This is a genomic window from Devosia riboflavina (genome assembly GCF_000743575.1).
GTDB classification, from domain to species: Bacteria; Pseudomonadota; Alphaproteobacteria; order Rhizobiales; family Devosiaceae; genus Devosia; species Devosia riboflavina.
This window is the reverse complement of sequence record NZ_JQGC01000010.1, coordinates 52,310-70,888: the sequence shown is the minus strand read 5'-3', so window position 1 is coordinate 70,888 and position 18,579 is coordinate 52,310. Positions and strand designations below refer to the sequence as shown.

The 18,579-nt window shown below is 62.2% G+C and carries 16 protein-coding genes; 12 read left to right on the top strand and 4 right to left on the bottom strand.

What is annotated here, in order from left to right; all coding sequences use genetic code 11:
• Positions 1-27 precede the first annotated feature (27 nt).
• Entirely contained in the window at positions 28-1,704 is a 1,677-nt protein-coding gene (locus JP75_RS12110; protein WP_244446310.1) for an ABC transporter ATP-binding protein, read from the bottom strand.
• 764 nt (positions 1,705-2,468) lie between these two features.
• Here JP75_RS12110 and JP75_RS12105 point away from each other — a divergent pair.
• Positions 2,469-3,278, top strand: a complete 810-nt coding sequence (locus JP75_RS12105) for a tetratricopeptide repeat protein (protein WP_051960647.1) — start codon at positions 2,469-2,471, stop codon at positions 3,276-3,278.
• Positions 3,279-3,319: 41 nt separating this feature from the next.
• Here the strand turns inward: JP75_RS12105 and JP75_RS12100 are convergent, their stop codons facing one another.
• The 3 genes from JP75_RS12100 to JP75_RS12090 all read right to left on the bottom strand — a co-directional run bounded on the left by JP75_RS12100 (position 3,320) and on the right by JP75_RS12090 (position 8,506).
• On the bottom strand, positions 3,320-5,461 hold the full coding sequence (locus tag JP75_RS12100; RefSeq protein ID WP_084587641.1) for an SPOR domain-containing protein: 2,142 nt from the start codon (positions 5,459-5,461) through the stop codon (positions 3,320-3,322).
• 75 nt (positions 5,462-5,536) lie between these two features.
• Positions 5,537-7,282 carry an arginine--tRNA ligase gene (gene argS / locus JP75_RS12095; RefSeq protein ID WP_035083213.1) on the bottom strand — a complete coding sequence of 582 codons (1,746 nt, stop codon included), beginning with the start codon at positions 7,280-7,282 and terminating at the stop codon, positions 5,537-5,539.
• Between the two features lie 30 nt (positions 7,283-7,312).
• Positions 7,313-8,506, bottom strand: coding sequence for a deoxyguanosinetriphosphate triphosphohydrolase (locus tag JP75_RS12090; protein ID WP_035083211.1), 1,194 nt, complete (start codon positions 8,504-8,506; stop codon positions 7,313-7,315).
• A gap of 86 nt (positions 8,507-8,592) precedes the next feature.
• Here JP75_RS12090 and erpA point away from each other — a divergent pair, with 86 nt between their 5' ends.
• From erpA to JP75_RS12035, 11 genes are all read left to right on the top strand, one after another.
• Entirely contained in the window at positions 8,593-8,946 is a 354-nt protein-coding gene (gene erpA, locus JP75_RS12085) for an iron-sulfur cluster insertion protein ErpA (RefSeq protein ID WP_035083209.1), read from the top strand.
• Positions 8,947-8,975: 29 nt separating this feature from the next.
• Positions 8,976-10,079, top strand: coding sequence for a serine hydrolase domain-containing protein (locus tag JP75_RS12080; protein ID WP_035083208.1), 1,104 nt, complete (start codon positions 8,976-8,978; stop codon positions 10,077-10,079).
• A gap of 20 nt (positions 10,080-10,099) precedes the next feature.
• The gene (xth, locus tag JP75_RS12075; RefSeq protein ID WP_035083441.1) at positions 10,100-10,879 is read left to right on the top strand and encodes an exodeoxyribonuclease III; all 780 of its coding nucleotides are present in this window, start codon (positions 10,100-10,102) and stop codon (positions 10,877-10,879) included.
• A gap of 79 nt (positions 10,880-10,958) precedes the next feature.
• Positions 10,959-11,744: a segregation and condensation protein A gene (locus JP75_RS12070; RefSeq protein WP_051960664.1), complete on the top strand. Its 786-nt coding sequence runs from the start codon at positions 10,959-10,961 to the stop codon at positions 11,742-11,744.
• Complete coding sequence (gene scpB / locus JP75_RS12065) at positions 11,741-12,397, top strand: SMC-Scp complex subunit ScpB (RefSeq protein WP_035083206.1); 657 nt, start codon at positions 11,741-11,743, stop codon at positions 12,395-12,397. Before JP75_RS12070 ends, scpB begins: the two co-directional genes overlap by 4 nt.
• A gap of 608 nt (positions 12,398-13,005) precedes the next feature.
• On the top strand, positions 13,006-13,215 hold the full coding sequence (locus JP75_RS12060) for a twin-arginine translocase TatA/TatE family subunit (protein ID WP_035083204.1): 210 nt from the start codon (positions 13,006-13,008) through the stop codon (positions 13,213-13,215).
• A gap of 51 nt (positions 13,216-13,266) precedes the next feature.
• The gene (gene tatB / locus JP75_RS12055) at positions 13,267-14,028 is read left to right on the top strand and encodes a Sec-independent protein translocase protein TatB (protein WP_035083203.1); all 762 of its coding nucleotides are present in this window, start codon (positions 13,267-13,269) and stop codon (positions 14,026-14,028) included.
• A gap of 2 nt (positions 14,029-14,030) precedes the next feature.
• On the top strand, positions 14,031-14,873 hold the full coding sequence (tatC, locus tag JP75_RS12050; RefSeq protein WP_035083201.1) for a twin-arginine translocase subunit TatC: 843 nt from the start codon (positions 14,031-14,033) through the stop codon (positions 14,871-14,873).
• Between the two features lie 122 nt (positions 14,874-14,995).
• A complete protein-coding gene (serS, locus tag JP75_RS12045) occupies positions 14,996-16,324 on the top strand; it encodes a serine--tRNA ligase (RefSeq protein ID WP_035083196.1) in 1,329 nt (442 codons plus the stop codon).
• 3 nt (positions 16,325-16,327) lie between these two features.
• The gene (gene surE / locus JP75_RS12040) at positions 16,328-17,104 is read left to right on the top strand and encodes a 5'/3'-nucleotidase SurE (protein ID WP_035083188.1); all 777 of its coding nucleotides are present in this window, start codon (positions 16,328-16,330) and stop codon (positions 17,102-17,104) included.
• Positions 17,105-17,400: 296 nt separating this feature from the next.
• Positions 17,401-18,540 (top strand): M23 family metallopeptidase, encoded by a 1,140-nt coding sequence (locus JP75_RS12035; protein WP_051960646.1) that lies wholly within the window; start codon positions 17,401-17,403, stop codon positions 18,538-18,540.
• Positions 18,541-18,579 lie beyond the last annotated feature (39 nt).

Genomic DNA, 18,579 nt, shown 5'->3' with positions numbered 1-18,579 from the left:
CAGCGGAGAGGGGCAGTTTTTGAGGCGCTAGATGCTGGCCTGAACCGCCTGACGGCGGGCGTAGTATCCATCCGCCGCCATCAGTTCGTCATGCCGACCTTCCTCCACGATCCCGTCTTCCGTGAGCACGAGAATGCGATCGGCATTGCGCACGGTCGTCAGCCGATGCGCGATCACCAGGGTGGTGCGACCCCTGGCGAGCGATTGCAGCGCCATTTGCACAGCGCGCTCGCTTTCATTGTCGAGCGCGCTGGTTGCCTCGTCGAAGATGAGAATGGCCGGGTCCTTGAGGAAAGCACGCGCGATGGTCAGGCGCTGCTTTTGCCCGCCAGACAGTTTTACGCCGCGCTGTCCCACGTCGGTGTCATAGCCTTGTGGAAGGGCCATGATGAAGTCGTGGGCATTGGCAGCCTGTGCCGCCGCCACAACCTCGTCGTCGCTGGCATTTGGACGGCCATAGCGCAGGTTCTCGGCCACCGTGCCGGAGAACAGGTAAGTATCCTGCTGCACGACCCCGATCTGGCGCCGGAGCGAGGCCAGTTCGAAATCGCGGATATCCTGCCCGTCGATGGTGATCCCGCCGCTTTCGACCTCATAGAAGCGCGGGATAAGGGCACAGAGCGTGCTTTTCCCCACACCCGAAGGCCCAACCAGGGCCACGAACTCGCCCGGCGCAATATCGAGCGACAGGTTCGAGAAGACGGTTCGACCATCGCCATAGCCGAAGCTGACCCGATCGAAGGTGATCTTGCCCCGGAAATGCGGGGCAGGGCAGGCCTGCGGCGCATCCACGATATGCGGAGCCTGCTCGAGGATTTCCATTACGCGCGTGAAGCCCGTCGACCCCTCCTGCCAGAGGCGGACGATATTGGCGAGGCGGTTGACCGGATCGACCAGAACGCCCACGCAGAGCAGGAAGGTCAGCAGGTCGGGCACCGACATGTCTGCCGCAAGGATGCGCATGGCGCCGGCAATGATCACGATAATCGTGACGAGATGGACGAACACCTCCATCCCCACGAAGAACCAGGTCTCGCTGCGGTAGCCATCCTTGCGGCTTTCGACGAATGTCCGGTTCTCCGCTTCAAACCGGGCCAGTTCAAAACCCTCATTGGCGAAGGACTGCACCACGCGAATGCCACCCAGCGCGTCCTCCACCCGCTCGTTGACCGAGGCGATTTTCTCCCGGCTGAGGGCCAGGGCCTTATTCATGCGCCGGTTGAAATAGAGCGCGTAAACGATTGCTATAGGCAGGAGAATGGCAATGTAGCCCGTCAGAGTTGCATCGATGAAGAACAGCACGGTGAGAGCGCCGGTGAACTTCAGGAGGCCAATAGCAATGTCCTCGGGCCCATGGTGGAACATTTCCCCCAGGGCAAAGGTGTCATTGGTGATCCGGCTCATCAATTGCCCGACGCGGCTGCGATCGTAAAAGCCGAAGGAGAGCTTTTGGCAGTGCTCAAAGAGCTCTCGCCGCACATCGGCTTCGATGCGCGCACCCATGGCGTGGCCCTGATAGTCGACAAAGAAGGTTGCGCCGGCCTGGGCGATGAGCACCAGGACCATAACGCCACCCATGGCGAATATCTGCGAAAGCGCCTCGCCGCTGTCGTCGAGGATCAGCAGGCGCGTGGTCACGTAATTGGCGCAGAGCGGCAGGGCAATGGCCGTTGCCGCGATCAGCGCTGCGCAAACGAGGTCCATGACCAGCAGGTGCCGGTATGGGCGATAGTAGGAAACGAACTTGCGGGCCCGCTGAAAGCCGGGACGCGCGAAGAAGTCAGAAAGGCTGGCGTGAAGAGTGCGGCTAATGCTGTCGCGGCGCGCCTCTTCCGAGGAGTTTTTCGAATGCATGAACGATCATGTCCTGATGGATTTCCGTGTGGTTGATCGGGAACAGGATCGCTTTCATTTCGAACTCCTATATGCGGCGCAAAAGCCGACGAAGTATGGGTGCTTCGCGCCGCTTTCACAACGCCGTGTTCGTCGAGGTCAGTCAGGCTCCCGACCTCTGTGACGAATTGGCAACAGCACCCGGGATTCACTGCGGCGTCACTCGGCATAAAGAATTTGGCGATGTTTCCCGCCACAATCTCATCTTAAACGAGATGGCTAGGCATTCGGGGGCGGGTGTCGGCAGTTCAGGGGTGAAACCGCGAGGTTTCGTCTTCGGCCTGTCTGTGGCGCGCCAGACTGCTTGAAAAATGGGCGGGAATCCGCCGGTTCTTGGTGAGCACGTGCGCAAACAGGATATGACGAAGTCCAGGTATTTGAGTGGCCATATGGCCGCCGACATTGCCCTCGGGGATGTGATCTCCTCGGCTCAAATCCTGCCGCAATGCGAGTTTACCAAAAGTTCACACTTCGCTTTTCCTCGAACGGCTTCGGGCTCAAATTGCTCGCCAGTGTCGATCGGACAGCAGATATTTGTAGCACCCGCCCAGGCCGTTATGGGCAAAAGGAGTAAGATGCGGAAATCGCCGGCTTTTTATCTGGCATCCGCGGTAACCGGACTTGCGCTGTCGGTTCTGACAGCAGCGATCCCCGCACAGGCACAGACAGCGGCCGAAGCCGCGCTCGATCTAGCCAATATGCTGGATGGCGCTGGCGGCGGCGTGTCCGGCGACGCCTATCTTTCCGCGCTTGAAAATGCCGCTGCCGCCGGCCAGCCCATGGCCATGTGGCAGCTCGGCACCATGTACGAAAATGGCGAGGGCGTTGCCAAGGATCCTGCCAAGGCCTTTGGCTACTTTGCCCAGATTGCCAATCAGCATGCCGATGCCGCGCCGCGCGGCGTCGAGTCCGATATCGTTGCGCAGTCTTTTGTGAAGATGGGCGACTATTATCGCCTGGGCGTGCCCGATGCCGGCATTCCCGCCGATATCGAGCGCTCTCACGCCCTACTGCTCCACGCCGCTACCTATTTTGGCGATGCCGATGCCCAGTACCGCGTTGGCTTGCTGTATCTGCAGGATGAAGGCCTGGGCGTAAATCCATTGCAGAGCGCGCGCTGGTTCTCGCTTGCCGCCCGCAAGGGCCATTGCCTGGCCCAGGCACGTCTCGGCGATCTCCTCTTCAACGGCATGGATGGCATCGAGGCCCAGCCTATCGAAGGGTTGATGTGGCTGAACCTGTCGCATGAGCGTTGCCTCGGCACGGCCGATCAGGCGCAGGTCGATGAATTGCTCACTCGTGCGTCGTCCATGGCTCGTCCGGAAGATCGCGCCAACGCAGCGGCGCTGGCAGAATCCATAGCGCCGCAGTTCGCCGATTTCTGAAGAAATATCGCCGCAGCGCCTTGCCGCTGCGGCACGCCCCGCTAGAGGGTGAAGCAGTCGCCGCCCGCAGCCTTGACGTTCGAACAGATGGTATTGGCATCCTGTAGCGAATTAGCCGGGACGCGAACGCGGTAGAAAATCCCACGATCACCGAGATCAACGCGCTGCACTTCGAGGCTGGCGCCACCGAAGAGCGGGCCGAACCGACCGGCGATCTGCTGGGCCGTCTGGCGTGCGGCTTCTTCCGTCCGCTGGGACGACAACTGCACATAGGCAGGAGCCGTGCTAGCGCTTGAAGGCGCAGCGACCGGTTGAGGCTGTGCGACAGCCGGGGTCGCCGCGGGCAGGGTGGTCGCTGGGGCTGTGGCGACCGCAGGTGCCGACGTTGCCGTCACCGGTGTGGTAACGGCCGCCTGCGGCGCGAAATTCGTCGGACGAACGAGCGGAACAGGCGCCGATTTACCAGTGACCGGTGCACCAGTAAGGTCGACCACCGGAACGGTCGAACCAGGCTGAACGGGAACGACCGCGGGTCCTGCTGCAGGAGCAGGAGTTGGCTCGGGCGTCGCCGCCGGCGCATTGGCAATGGCATTGGCGATCAGATCAGGTGTCGAGAAGTCGGCGCCGGGAACGTCTGGTACGGAAGGCCGATCGACAGGAAGCATTGCCGAACCAGCGAGATTGTCGCTGCCGCTCACAATGGTGCCGTCCGGCCGCACCGTAACGGTGCGAACCTTGCGATTGACGAGGCCCTCTTCGCTCAGGTCCGTGGAGGCGACCTGCGTAACGGCCTCAACGTCGGACTGATCGCGCGAGACGATCTGCTCTTCCGCGCCGGTGTCCACGCCGGAAATCTCGTTGAAGACCACCGATTGGCTGGCCGCGTCTGCCGAAGGAGTGGGTTCGGGAACTTCCTTGGTCGGCGTCGTATCGGCGGCAACCAGCGGGGCAGGGCCCTCCGGCGTGCCACTGCCAAGGCCGAGGACCGTGTAAAGGCCGACTGCGGCAACAGCCAGCAGCAAAGTGGCGACGACGGGGCCGGCAAGCGAACGCGTCAGGCCAAGTACTCGGCCGCGTGGCGCCCTCGCAGGCTTTACGGGCTCTTCGGGCGGCAGGCTGGCCTCGATGGCGGGCTCCACCCATTCCAAGCGGGCTCCGCTGGTTTCAGCGGCAGCCAGAATAGCCTCTTCCACCGACGAGACGCGGGTATTGTCCCGCGCGGGCGTGGCCACGGCGGCCGGCTGGGGCTCGCGGGTCGGCAGGGTGGGCGTCGCGAGGCTGCGCAAGGCAGGGCTCGGGGCAGCCGGGGCCTGTTGAACGCGGGCCGCGGGACCAATCAGGCGCTCGATCTCCTCGAGCGGATCGGGCAATGCCTGTGGCTTTTGCTGCTGCGGCGGCACGGCGGGGGTATGAGCGACAACGGTCTCCGCCGGCTTGATTTCGGGCGCGACAACCTCGGCGGGCACCGGGCGGGCTTCAGGCCTGTTTGCGGCGCTCGAAGCCAGACCGAAAACCGGAGGGATGCCGAAAGCATCGGCCTCGCGCGGGAAGGTCTGTCCAAGCACCGCGTCGGTGACATCCAGCTCGTCGACCGGATCGTCTTGCCTCTGGGCATGGGGCTCGGGTTCTTCGCCGACGGCCAGCTCGGCGGCGATCAGGCTCGCAAGGCTGTCCTGATCCAGCTCGGGCATTTCTTCGGCCGGCGGCACGACCGGTTCGGTGCGCACAAATACCGGGGCCGGAGGAGCGACCTCCTGCGGCGCGATAGCAATAGGCTCCGCCGGCGCAGTCGGTGCCGGCTGGGGCCGCGCCGCAACCGGCGCCTCGTTGACGATTGGCTTGGGCGCGCCGAAGGCAGGCGCAAACGCTGCGGGTTCGACGCGCTGCGGCGCTTCCGTCTTGGGCTGGCCAGCCTGCGGCTTGCGGTCGAAATCGAAAACAAAAGGCGCGGGCGCGGGCGCATTGTCGCCCGGAATACGCACGGGGCGGCTCGGTGCCTCGGCTACTTTCGGGGGCGCAGAAGCTGCTGGACTATCGCCACCCGGTATCCTGACCGTTACGGCCGGCTCGCTTTTGGGCTTATCGCCCTGAGCGTCTTCGGCCATCAGTCTGGCGAGTTCTGCGATCAGGTCGTCCGCGCTATCGGTCTGTCCTGCCATATGTTTCGGTTTCGCTGTCGTCATCGGCCAGCGCCCCTAGATTGCTGCAAGCGCTCCCTTAGGGAGTTTGCCGCGAGTTTTCACACTAATGCGCCCGAATTATGAAAGCTCTTCGGGAGCCGAAACACCCAGAATTCCAAGGCCATTGCGGATTACCTGACGTACGGCATCCACAAGTGCGAGTCGCGCCAAGGTGAGCTTTGGATCGGCAGCGTTAACAAAGCGTAACGAGTGATCATCCTTGCCCTTTGCCCAGAAGCCGTGGAAGGCCGCCGCGAGTTCGTGAACGTAGAATGCAATACGATGCGGCTCGTGTGCAACTGCTGCGGCAGAAACCGTGCGCGGCCAGGCGGCGAGAAGCCGGATCAGCTCAAGATCGGCAGCAGAAGTGAGCAGTTCGACCTCGGCATTGGCGAGGGCCGGGGCGCTGAAATCGAGGCCCGGCACATCGCGTTCGGCCGTGCGGAAGATCGAGCAGGCGCGGGCGTGGGCGTACTGCACATAGAAGACCGGGTTGTCGCGGGTCTGCTCTTTGACAACGGCAAAGTCAAAATCCATCGAAGCGTCGTTGCGGCGGAAGAGCAGCATGAAGCGCGTGGCGTCCGCACCGACTTCCTCGACCACATCGGAAAGCAGGACAAGGTCGCCCGAGCGCTTCGACATCTTGAACGGCTCGCCGTTCTTGAGCAGCCGCACGAGCTGGCAGATGCGCACGTCGATGTCGGCTTCACCCTGCGATACCGCCTTCACCGCTGCCTGTAAGCGCTTCACATAGCCCGAGTGATCGGCGCCGAGCACATTGACCATGTGCTTGAAGCCGCGGAGATATTTGTTGCGGTGATAGGCAATGTCGGCGGCGAAATAGGTGTAGCTGCCGTCCGACTTGACCAGCGCGCGGTCGGTGTCATCACCGAAATCCTTGGCGCGGAACAGGGTCTGCTCGCGCTCTTCCCAGTCATCCGGCGTCTTGCCCTTGGGCGCCTCAAGCAGGCCCTGATAGACCATGCCCTCTTCGCGCAGCCAGTCGAGCGTCGTCTGGATGTCGCCGCCCTGACCATGCAGGGTGCGTTCGGAGAAGAAGACGTCGTGATGGATATTGAGCTGGGCGAGATCCGACTTGATCAGCTCCATCATCTCGGCAAGAGCCGCCTCGCGAGCGATAAGAACCGCCTCCTGTTCGGGCTTTTCGAGCAGCGAAGCGCCATATTCGGCAGCAAGCGCCTTGCCGACGGGAATGAGGTAGTCGCCGGGATAGAAACCCGAGGGAATCTCGATGGTTTCGCCAAGCGCTTCGCGATAGCGCAGCAGAGCGGACTGGCCGAGGATGATGGTCTGGCCGCCGGTGTCGTTGATGTAATATTCGCGCGTCACATCATAGCCGGAATAGGCCATGAGCGAGGCAAGCGCGTCGCCAAAGACGGCGCCGCGTGTATGGCCCACATGCATGGGACCGGTCGGGTTGGCCGAGACATATTCGACGTTGACCCGCTCGCCCTTGCCGAGGTTCGACTTGCCGTAGGCGTCCTTCTGCTCGCCGATAGCCTTCAGCACCTTGTGCAGAATGGGCGTCGCGAGACGGAAGTTGATGAAGCCTGGGCCCGCAACCTCGACCGAGGTTACATCGGAATCGGCCTTAAACCGCTCGACCAGGGCCGCAGCGACTTCGCGCGGATTCTTGCCGAGGGGCTTTGCCACAACCATAGCGGCATTGGTCGAGAGATCGCCATGGGCGGGGTCTCGCGGGGGTTCCACCACAACGCGCGACAGCAGATCGGCGCCCAGTTCGGGGTGATCGGCAAGCAGAGCCTCGGTGACCCGAGTGGTGAAAAGTGCGAAGATATCCATGACAAACCCGCTGGAAATGCTGTCAGGCGGTTAGCGGAATTCCGGGCGAGCGTCAAACAAGCGCTGATGTTCGTCAAGCGCATAGGGATCGGTCATGCCCGCAATGAAGTCCGCAACGATGCGCGCGCGGGCATTGGCATCGCTCGCCGTCGTGGCAGCGTCGCCCCAGCGGCCGGGCATATTGGCACTCTCCATATAAGCGGCAAACAGCCGCTCAACGACCGCTTCGCTCTCGCGAACCGGCCGCATGACCGCCTCGTCACGATAGACGCGCTTATAGAGAACCGCCTTCAATCCTTTTTCCGCCTCGGCTGTGGGTGGGGAAAAAGCAATGAGGGTTTTGCCGGCCATGCGGACATCTTCGGCGCTAGCGACACCTGCCTCGACGATACCGGCCGCGCTCTGGGCAATGACGTCCTCGATGGCCCGCGTAATCATGCGCCGCTGCACTTCGTGCGTCTGGCGCTTGGCACCGACATCGGGGTAGCGCTCTTCGACTTCACGAACGATTGGCCCCGCCATCGGCGCGTCCTCGAAGTCGGCAAGCTGCACGAGGCCAGCGCGCAGGGCGTCGTCTATGTCATGGGCGTTATAGGCGATGTCGTCCGCAATAGCGGCCACTTGCGCCTCAAGGCTCGCATGGCTTGAAAGGCGCAAATCCGCGACCGCGGGAATATCGGCGACACCTGCTGGCAAACCTTCTTCCTCATAGCGACCATATGGACGGCCATCCGGATGAATCAGCGGACCATTATGCTTGAGAATGCCTTCCAGCGTTTCCCAGGTGAGATTGATGCCGTCATGCTCGGCATAGCGATTCTCGAGCTGTGTAACGACCCGCAAGGCCTGAACGTTATGGTCGAACCCGCCATAGGGCGCCATGGCCCGATGCAAGGCGCGTTCACCCGCATGGCCGAAAGGCGTGTGGCCGAGGTCATGGCTCAGCGCCACGGCCTCCGCCAGGTCTTCGTTGAGCCTCAGCGCCCGAGCGATGGACCGGGCGATCTGGCTGACTTCGAGCGTATGCGTCAGCCGATTGCGAAAATGCCGCCCCTCGTGATGCAGAAAAACCTGCGTCTTGTGCTGCAGCCGACGAAACGCCGTCGAGTGGATGATCCGGTCGCGATCTCGCTGGAATTCCGAGCGTGTCGGGCTCGGTCCGGTGCCATAGAGACGCCCGAGGGAATCTTCGGGCTTGCTGGCATAAGGCGCTGTTTCGTTCATCTTCTCGTTCCAGGCCTTTGCAACGGCGCTTGATGCGCCTATCTTAAGGCCAGTGTTATGACATTACGACCGTACGGACACTTCAAATGACCGCTGCCGCCCTTGCCGAAACCCCTGCCGTGACTTTGTCGGATCGCGCCGCGAAGCGCGTGTCTCGCATTCTCTCGAAAGAACCGACGGGCACAGTGCTGCGCATTTCGGTGGCTGGCGGCGGATGCTCCGGTTTCCAGTACGAATACAATCTCGTGCAGGAGACGGCGAACGAGGACGACCTCGTGCTGCAAAAGGGTGATGCCACAGTGCTGATCGATTCGCTGAGCCTCGAATTCATGGGCGGCGCGGAAATCGACTTTACGGACGATCTGATCGGCCAGGCCTTCCAGATCAAGAACCCGAACGCCGTCGCATCCTGCGGCTGCGGCACGAGTTTCGCCGTCTAAATAATCAAGCACATCTCTGGGAGGGGAATATGGGCGCGCGCGTCAACGCGGTCATGGATGAGGCTGTGTCCGGCAACAAGATCGTCGGGTCAGAACTGATCGTCTATCGCCATGGGGAGCTGATCCTGCGGCGCACTGCCGGCCATTTCGATCGTAAGGCCGGCGTGCCGATGATCGAAAACGCCATCTATAGGCTGGCCTCCGTCACGAAGCCCATCGTTGCCGCAACGGCCCTGGCAATGATCGACAAGGGCTTGCTCAGGCTCGACGATCTCGTTTCAAAACACCTCGATTATTTTACGCCCAAACTCGAAGACGGCTCCCCAGCGCCGATCACCATCCACCACCTGCTGACGCACACCTCCGGGCTTGCCTATGGCTATGCCGACGAGACGATTTCGACCGGCTTGGGGCCGACCGACAAGGATTTCCGGACCAACTTCTCAAAGGTCGCCGCCGCCCCGTTGCTGTTCGCGCCTGGCACAGGCTGGACCTATTCGGTCGCCATCGACGTTCTCGGTGCAGTGCTCGCGGCAGTGCAGGGCGGTTCGCTCCAAGACGCCGTGCACGCCCACATCACCGGGCCGCTCGGCATGGACGAAACCGGCTTCTTCGTTGCCGACAAGGCGCGCCTCGCCACCCCCTATGCCGATGGCACGCCGGAACCCACCGTGATGACCGACCCGCAATTTGTTGCCGGGGAAGACGGCGGCACGGTGATGTTCTCGCCCTCCCGCATCTTTAGTGACAAAGCCTTTCAGTCCGGCGGCGCCGGCATGGCCGGCACACCGGAGAACATCGCAAAATTCCTCGAAACCCTGCGCAAGGGCGGCGGCTCCGTGCTGAAGCCGGAGACTGTCGCACTGGGCTTTTCCAATCGCATTGGCGATATCTTCCGGCAAGATCAGGGCCAGCGCTTTGGCTATTTCGGCGCCATCGTCGATGATCCCGAAGCCGCCGCATCGCCCTCCGCCAAGGGCACCATCAATTGGGGCGGGGTTTATGGACATTCCTGGCTTGTCGATCCCGCCAATGCCATTACCATAGTGTCGATGAGCAATACGGCGCTCGAAGGGTGCACGGGACGCTATCCCAAGGACCTCATTCGCGCCGTTTATGCCGACCTCAACTAGTGCCGGAGAGAGCCATGGCCTTGCGCGTCGCCACCTGGAATATCAATGGCATCAAGGCCCGGCTCGAACTTCTGCTGCGCTGGCTTGAGGAAGAAAAGCCCGACATTGTCGGCCTGCAGGAAATCAAGACCGTCGACGAGGGCTTTCCGATCGCCGAGATCGAGGCGCTTGGCTACAATGTTGTCACACACGGCCAGAAGAGCTGGAACGGCGTCGCGCTCCTTTCCAAACTTCCCTTCGACGAAGTGCACCGTGGCCTGCCGGGCGACGACGCCGACGAACAATCGCGCCTCATCGAAGGCGTTTTTTCGGTCGAAGGCGGGATCGTCCGCATTTGCAACATTTACCTCCCGAACGGCAATCCGGTCGATACCGAGAAGTTTCCCTACAAACTGCGCTGGATGGATCGCCTCAACACGTTCGTCGAGGACCGCCTGGCGTTGGAAGAGCCCTTCGTGCTCATGGGCGACTTCAATCTCATTCCCGCGCCGATCGACGCCCATGATCCCGACGCCTGGTGGGGCGATGCGCTCTATCGGCCGGAAAGCCTCGAAAAGTTCCGGATTCTGCGTAACCTTGGCATGACCGATGCCCTGCGCTCCATCACCGCGGAGCAAACCTTTACGTTCTGGGATTTCCAGGCCGGCGCATGGCGGCGAAATGCCGGTATCCGCATCGATCACCTGATGCTCTCGCCGCAAGCAGCCGACCGGCTAGATGACGTCACCGTGCATAAGGACGTGCGCGGTTGGGACAAGCCCAGCGACCACGTTCCGGTAGAAGGCGTGTTCAGCTTCTAGCCCAACTGCTTGGCTCGCTTGACGCTGCGGCTTTGCGCCGCCAAGGATGCGGCATGACCTCTGCTCCGCGGATTTCCTCATGACCGGATCGCTGACCGAATGGCTCGACGCAGAAGCGCCGCCAGCGGACGAGGTCCTGCATGTCGACGTGGACGGCTATGAAGGCCCTCTCGATCTGCTGCTGGACCTGGCGCGACGGCAAAAGGTCGACCTTGCGGCGATTTCCATTTTGGCCCTCGCCGAGCAATATCTGTCCTTCATCGACCGGGTGCGCGAGCGCCGCATCGAAGTTGCGGCCGACTATCTGGTGATGGCCGCGTGGCTGGCTTATCTCAAGAGCCGCCTCATGGTGCCGCAGGTTCAGGACGATGACGAGCCATCCGGCGAAATGCTGGCGGCCATGCTGCAATTCCGTCTCAAGCGCCTCGAGGCCATGCGCCTAGCGGCGAGCCGTCTCTTGAGCCGCCCCAGGCTGGGCCTGCAGATCTATTCGCGCGGTGCGCCCGAACCCTTGGAAGTCGCTCGAAAATCCATATGGGAAGCGAGCTACTATGAGCTGTTGAAAGCCTATTCGGCCCAGCGCGAACGCGGTGCCGTTACCGAATATCGTCCTTATACGCGGACCGTCTGGTCTCTGCAGGACGCGCGAGACATTCTGCAGCGGCTGATCGGCGAAAGCGCTGACTGGATCGCGATGGATACCTATCTCGAACAATATCTGGCCAAGCCGGACGAGCGCGCAACCGTCCGCGCCTCCACCTTCGCCTCCAGTCTCGAATTGGTTCGCCAGGGCGAAATCGAAGTTCGGCAGAGCGAGACTTTTGGGCCCATCCTGCTGCGGCGCCGGAAACGTGAACAACCATGAGCGATGAGAATTTCGAAGGCGAGGTGCGCCAGCGTCAGTTGCGCATTCTTGAAGCGCTCCTGTTCGCCTCGTCAGAGCCTTTGTCCCTCGCAGAGATGTCGCCCTATGTGGGCGACGGTGCGAACCTGCCGGTGCTGATCGAAGAGTTGCGCGCGCTTTATGCCAACCGTGGCGTTAATCTGGTGCGCCGCGGCGATCGCTGGGCCTTCCGCACCGCCGAAGACCTGGGCTTCCTGCTGCGCCGGGAGGAAGAGGAAACCCGCCCGCTTTCCCGTGCCGCGCTCGAAACCCTCGCGATCATTGCCTACCACCAGCCCGCGACTCGGGCCGAAATCGAAGAAGTCCGCGGCGTTGCCGTCGGCAAGGGCACGATGGATATCCTGATGGAAGCTGGCTGGGTGCGCATGCGCGGCCGCCGCCGCACACCGGGCAGGCCCGTTACCTATGGCACCACCGATGCCTTTCTCGACCATTTTGGCCTTGAGCACCTGTCCGATCTGCCCGGCCTCGACGAACTCAAAGGGGCAGGGCTCCTGTCATCCAGATTGCCGCCATCGCTGCAAATTCCATTGCCATTCGATGGCGCTTTGCGAGACGACGAAGACCCGCTTGCCCCGGACGATCAGGGAGATGCGGTCAGCGACGACGACTAGCGCGCCGCTGAGCGCTGAACGCAATCTATCCCGCTTATCCCCGCCCCCAAAACCTGTGGCATTCTCCCCTCATTCCCGCCGATAACACGCGGCACCGACGAAGTGTCGGGCGGGAAGTCGGGTCGCTCGGGGTCGCCTGGGCGAGTGCGTGGATGCTGACCACCGGTCAAGCGGCAGAAAGCCCCCGTCGCATCTTCGGATGCTTCCGACGGCGATCTGGACCGTAAAACCCCAAAAGGGGACCGCTCGATGCGTGCGCAAAAAATCCCGGACGTGCGAAGCGGCTTTCGCCTCTTCTATCTTACATTTCGAGGCGAAAGCCGCTTCTCACCGTGCGCCCGAAGGGGCGTCGCGACCGCGCAGCCGCAAGCCGAAAGGCCGGGCGGGTCTTATGCCTGCCGATTTAGAACGCGTCCCTTCGGTGTCACGCCGGTCCATAAAGAGGCCCTGGCCCTGCCTTGAGAGCGAGTGAATCCGTCATATTGGGATGCAGGTTGCCGCTTTCGTGAGTGCGCAACGGCAACACGTTCTTGTGTTTGCCTGCGATTGAACCTATTTCTCGCACATCTATCGCGTGTAACGCGTTCTGAAAGTCTAGGGAGATCACCATGCACGCGCCTTCCATTTGGGGCATTCTCGTTGTTGCCGTCGTCGTAATTCTGCTGTTCGGCCGCGGGAAGATCTCCGGCATGATGGGTGAAGTTGCGTCGGGCATCAAAGCCTTCCAGAAGGGCATGAAGGACGACGACAAGCCGGTTGAACGTGTCACCACGACTGCTGAAGTCGAAACACGCGAGACCGAGCGCAAGGACGTCTGATCCTTCTCGGCCTGACTTAGCGGCCGTGGGCCGCGCTCGGAGACTATCCTTATGCTCGGTCTAGGCTGGACAGAGATGCTGGTGATCGGCGTCGTTGCGCTGATCGTCATTGGCCCCAAGGACCTGCCCGTCGTCATGGGACGCATCGGCAAGTTCGTGGGTCAAATCCGCCGCATGGGCAATGAATTCCAGCGGGAAATCAATCGGACCACCGGCCTTGATGAAGTGCGGAACCTCCGCAATTCCATCACCTCGCCGCTGAAGAAAACGGCCGAAGAGATCCGCAAGGAATTCAACACCATGACGCCGACGGGCCCGCAGCCCAGCGGCGCCATCAAGCCGGCTGACCCCAAGGCGGAAAGCGTTGTCGACGAGCTGCGCAGCGCTGCCGGCATGCCGCCCGCCAAGAAGACCAATGATGAGCTGGCCTCCGACTATGGCTTCAAGGGCAGCGAGCCGGTAAAGGCAGCGCAGGTAACGGCGGCCAAGTCGGTCACCGCAGCGCCGACGGCACCCGTGACGTCAAGCGAGCTTCCGCCGGTCGAGGCCACCAAGGTCGCCCCGGCGAAAAAGCCTGCCGCCGCAAAGAAAACCGCGGCTGTTGCCAAGCAGCCTGCCGCGAGGAAGGCACCAGCCAAGAAGACCGCACTGCCTGAGGCTGCGAGCGCCAATGAAGTCGTGGTGCCTGCCAAGCCGGTTCGCAAGCCGCGGACCAAGGTTGCTGTCGCAGAAGTTGCCGCCGAACCGGCTGCGCCCGCCAAGAAGCCCCGCGCGCCGCGCAAGAAGCCGGCTGAACCGGTAGAAACGAAATAACGATGGCCGACGCCAAGCAGCCGCAGCTCGAAGACAAGAACAAGCCCGAAGTCGAGGACGAACTCGCGGGCAGCGAGGCGCCGCTTCTCGAACACCTGATCGAGCTGCGCAAGCGCCTCATCTATAGCGCCATCGCCGTCGTCGTGCTGATGATCGGCTGCTTCCTGATCTCGAAGAATATTTTCGATATTCTTCTCGGGCCCTATCGCGGCGTCTATGCCAATGATCCGACCCATACGATCGAGCTGATCTATACCGCCCCGCAGGAACTGTTCTTCACCGAACTGAACCTGGCCTTCTTCGGCGCGATCTTCCTCGGCTTCCCCTTCATCGCCACGCAGATCTATCTCTTCGTTGCGCCGGGGCTCTACAAGCACGAGCGCAAGGCGCTGGTGCCCTATCTCATTGCCACCCCGATCTTCTTCATCATGGGTGCGCTGATGGTCTATTTCACCGTCCTGCCCATGGCGCTGCATTTCTTCGCCGGCATGGAGACGGAAGAAATCAAGCTCATGCCGCGCGTGTCTGAATATCTCGGCTTCGCCATGACGCTGATTCTGGCTTTCGGCATCTGCTTCCAGTTGCCCGTCGTGCTGACGCTTCTGGCGCAGATCGATCTCGTCAATGTCGAGATGCTCAAGAAGGGCCGCCGCTTTGCCATCGTCGGCATCCTGATCGTGGCCGCCTTGATCACACCGCCCGATCCGATCTCCCAGATCGGGCTTGCCCTGCCGATGTACGCGCTTTACGAACTGGCGATCCTGTCGGTTCGGATTGTGCAGAAGCGTCGCGAGGCGAAGCTGGCGGCACAGGAAGCCGAGCTTTCCGGCTCATCTAGCGAATAGCTGCTCCGCGTTCTCTCGCGGGTGCAGCTCAGTTCTGCCCCGCGGCGCTGGCAGGCGCGCTCCGGGGTATAATCCCCAGGGCCTGCGTCAAACCAGAGGCGGGCAAGGGCCCGTAAGAACCGATGTTCGATATCAAGTGGATCAGAGCCAACGCCGAAGCTTTCGACGCTGCCGTTTCCCGGCGCAAGAATGTCTCCGTGCGGTCCTCCGATCTCCTGGCGATCGACGATCGGCGCCGGGAAATCATCGTCCGCCTCAACGAAGCGCAGGAAAAGCGCAACGCGCTCTCCAAGCAGATCGGCCAGGCCAAGGCTCAGAAGGATGAAGCCAAGGCCCAGGAGCTGATGGCGGAAGTCGCGCGCCTCAAGGACTTTATCCCGACGGGCGAAGCCGAAGAACGCGCCGTTGAGGCCGAGCTTCGTGCTGCACTGTCGGTTATTCCGAACCTTGCGCTCGAGGATGTGCCGCAGGGCGACGACGAAAACGACAATGTCGAATATTTCGGTGCCAACGGCACGGCCGAAACTGCCGCAAGGCAGCGTCCGGCCAAGCCGTCCTTCGCGTTTGCTCCTAAAGAGCACTACGAAATCGGCGTTGCCGAAAAGGACATGGATTTTGAAGTAGCCGCCAAGCTTTCCGGCAGCCGCTTCGTGGTGCTGAAGGGCCAGATCGCCCGCCTCGAACGCGCCATCGGCCAGTTCATGCTCGACCTGCACACGACCGAGCACGGCTACCTGGAAGTGCAACCGCCGCTGCTCGTGCGGGACGATGCGCTCTTCGGCACCAATCAGTTGCCGAAGTTCGAGGAAGACCTGTTCTTCACCCCGCACGGCGACTCGCGCCTGGCCCTCATCCCGACCGCGGAAGTGCCGCTCACTAATATGGTGCGCGAATCCATCCTCGCCGAAGAGGAACTACCGCTGCGCTTTGCGGCACTGACGCCTTGCTTCCGTTCCGAAGCCGGCTCAGCCGGTCGTGACACGCGCGGCATGCTGCGCCAGCACCAGTTCGACAAAGTCGAGATGGTGTCGATCACGACGGCCGAAACCTCCATCGACGAGCACGAGCGCATGCTGGCCTGTGCCGAGACGGTGCTTCAGCGCCTTGGCCTCCACTACCGTGTCATGATGCTCTGCACCGGCGATATGGGTTTCGGCGCGCGCAAGACCTATGATCTCGAAGTCTGGCTGCCGGGGCAGGACACCTATCGCGAGATTTCGTCCGTCTCCGTCTGCGGCGATTTCCAGGCCCGCCGCATGGAGGCCCGCTATCGCCCATCTGGTGAAAAGCAGGCGCCGCGCTATGTGCATACGCTCAATGGTTCCGGCACCGCCGTGGGTCGTTGCCTCATCGCTGTCTTGGAAAACTACCAGCAGGAAGATGGCTCCGTCCTGATCCCCGAGGCGCTGCAGCCCTATATGGGCGGCCTCACCTCCATCGGAGGCAAGTGATCCATGCGCATCCTCATCACCAATGACGATGGTGTGGATGCGCCAGGGATCGCCATCATGGTCGATATCGCCGCCGCGCTGTCGGACGATGTCTGGATCGTGGCCCCGGATGGCAACCAGTCCGGGGCAGGGCACCGCTTCACGCTTGGCCGTGAACTATCCATCGAAGAGCGCGGCCCGCGGCGCTTCACAGTGATCGGCGGCTCTCCCGCCGATTGCGTCGTGGCCGGCATGACTCATGTGCTGGCCGACCGTCCGGCCGACCTCGTTCTGTCCGGCGTCAATGCCGGGCAGAATCTCGGCGACATCGTGCATTGTTCCGGCACCGCGGCCGGCGCGCGGGAAGGTGCGCTCCAGGGCGCGATCGGAATCGCGATGAGTCAGGCCATCGACTACGAAAGAAGTCATGCAGTCGATTGGTCGAATTCGATTCGTTTCGGGACAGATGTTGTCCGGGCGATTCTAGCGGCTCGCGGCCAGGACGATGTTTTTTACAACGTCAACTTCCCGGTCTGTTCGCCCAACGACGTCGCCGGCATAGCCGCCGTGCCGCATCAGCGCTTCTCGCGTTCGGCCTTCCGCTATTATCCGAGCGACAAGGATGGCGAATTCTTCGTCGCTATTCCCGAAACGCCTATGCCCTTGGACTCGAACGCAGATTTCGAAGTTTTGCGCCGTCGCAACACCATAACGGTGACGCCTTTCGCGCTGCAGCAGACGGAAAAAACTGCTCTGCAAAGGCTTGCCGGGCTCAGCTTGTCCCCAGCCGGGCAATCTTAACCTTACCCAATCGACAACAAGCCCAATCCGATTTCACTCAAATCGCATCGGCTTTAAGGCCCCTTTTACCTTACCGGCCTACTCTCGTTTCCAGTGTTAAGTACCTGCGTACGAGTTAGCCGATGCGTAAAAACCTGTCTGTCAGGGTGCCTAAAAGTACAGTCGCCGTGGCTGGTCTGTTAGTAGCAGCCGTCGGCTTGTCCGGTTGTTCAAGTCTTGGTTCGCGAACCTTTGGCGATTCCACCACGACCGGCTCCGTTACCCAATCCTCCGCTCCTGCCACGCTGAACCAGCCCATGCCGGCATCGCTTGGTGCGCCTGCCGCGGTGCAGGTTGCCGAGCAGCGGTTCCTGCCGCCCGCGCCGATCGGTTCCGCTTGGGGCGTTCCACCTGTTCAATCTGCTTCGCCCGTGCAGTCGGGCTTTACGCAGCCGGTCGGCTCGGTTTCGCCGATTGGCATGGGGGCAAGTGCGCCCTCGGTTCGATCCCAGGATCTTCCTGTACTGAGTTCTTCCGCTTCCATGGGAACCCCGCAAGCCATGCCCGCCATGCAAACCCCGGCCTCGATGCCGTCCATGCCGCCCGCCGTTGCACTCGGCTCGCTCCCGAGCTCCAACGCCGCTCTGCCCGTCAACAGCAGCGTGCCGAGCGCCGCTCCCGCCGCCGCACCGGTTGTGGCCGCGGCCGCGAACACTGCCGGCGCCTATACCCACACCATTGCAGGCGGCGAGTCGCTCTATACGATCGCCCGTCGCTATGAGGTCACCACCCAGGCGCTTGTGCAAGCCAATGGCCTCTCCTCGCCGGACAAGATCGTCGTCGGCCAGTCGCTGATCATTCCCGGCCGTCCGGACCTGGTGCGCACACCGCAGACTGCAGCACAGCCGACCGTTCAGGTGGCAAGCGCGACGCCGACCCAGACGCTCGGAGCTGCTCCTGCTCCTCTGGGCCGCCCGCAGGCTGCTCCTCAGCAGGTCGCCGCCACTCCGGCATCGGTCGCTGCTCCTGTCGCGGCGCCAGCCCCGACCCAGGTGGCCAGTGCACCCGCCGCCGAGCCTGTTGCTTCCGGCAACGACAAGTTCCGCTGGCCGGTCAGCGGCCGCGTGATCACCGACTTCGCGGCCTCGCGTGGCACGGGCATCAATATCGATGTTCCCGAGGGTTCGACGGTCAAGGCTGCCGAGAACGGCACCGTCATCTATGTGGGTTCGGGCGTCGAGGGTTATGGCAACCTCATCCTCATCCGCCACCCCAACGGTTACGTGTCCGCCTATGCCCACCTAAACGGCATGAGCGTTGCCAAGGGCGCCACGGTGAGCCGCGGTGACTCCATCGGCACGGTCGGCATGAGTGGTTCGGTCTCGAAGCCGCAGCTCCACTTCGAACTGCGCAAGGGCGCAACCCCGGTCGATCCGGTGCCGCTGCTGGCAAGCTGAGATCAACGACATAATAAGAAGGGCCGGTGCAATCGCACC

Coding starts and splice junctions, on each gene's coding strand:
- surE (WP_035083188.1), top strand. CDS start 16,328: ATGCGCATCCTCATCACCAATGACGATGGTGTGGATGCGCCAGGGATC.
- JP75_RS12035 (WP_051960646.1), top strand. CDS start 17,401: ATGCCGGCATCGCTTGGTGCGCCTGCCGCGGTGCAGGTTGCCGAGCAG.
- JP75_RS12080 (WP_035083208.1), top strand. CDS start 8,976: ATGGGCGCGCGCGTCAACGCGGTCATGGATGAGGCTGTGTCCGGCAAC.
- scpB (WP_035083206.1), top strand. CDS start 11,741: ATGAGCGATGAGAATTTCGAAGGCGAGGTGCGCCAGCGTCAGTTGCGC.
- JP75_RS12100 (WP_084587641.1), bottom strand. CDS start 5,461: ATGACGACAGCGAAACCGAAACATATGGCAGGACAGACCGATAGCGCG.
- JP75_RS12090 (WP_035083211.1), bottom strand. CDS start 8,506: ATGAACGAAACAGCGCCTTATGCCAGCAAGCCCGAAGATTCCCTCGGG.
- tatC (WP_035083201.1), top strand. CDS start 14,031: ATGGCCGACGCCAAGCAGCCGCAGCTCGAAGACAAGAACAAGCCCGAA.
- JP75_RS12060 (WP_035083204.1), top strand. CDS start 13,006: ATGCACGCGCCTTCCATTTGGGGCATTCTCGTTGTTGCCGTCGTCGTA.
- JP75_RS12070 (WP_051960664.1), top strand. CDS start 10,959: ATGACCGGATCGCTGACCGAATGGCTCGACGCAGAAGCGCCGCCAGCG.
- erpA (WP_035083209.1), top strand. CDS start 8,593: ATGACCGCTGCCGCCCTTGCCGAAACCCCTGCCGTGACTTTGTCGGAT.
- tatB (WP_035083203.1), top strand. CDS start 13,267: ATGCTCGGTCTAGGCTGGACAGAGATGCTGGTGATCGGCGTCGTTGCG.
- JP75_RS12105 (WP_051960647.1), top strand. CDS start 2,469: ATGCGGAAATCGCCGGCTTTTTATCTGGCATCCGCGGTAACCGGACTT.
- JP75_RS12110 (WP_244446310.1), bottom strand. CDS start 1,704: ATGGACCTCGTTTGCGCAGCGCTGATCGCGGCAACGGCCATTGCCCTG.
- argS (WP_035083213.1), bottom strand. CDS start 7,282: ATGGATATCTTCGCACTTTTCACCACTCGGGTCACCGAGGCTCTGCTT.
- serS (WP_035083196.1), top strand. CDS start 14,996: ATGTTCGATATCAAGTGGATCAGAGCCAACGCCGAAGCTTTCGACGCT.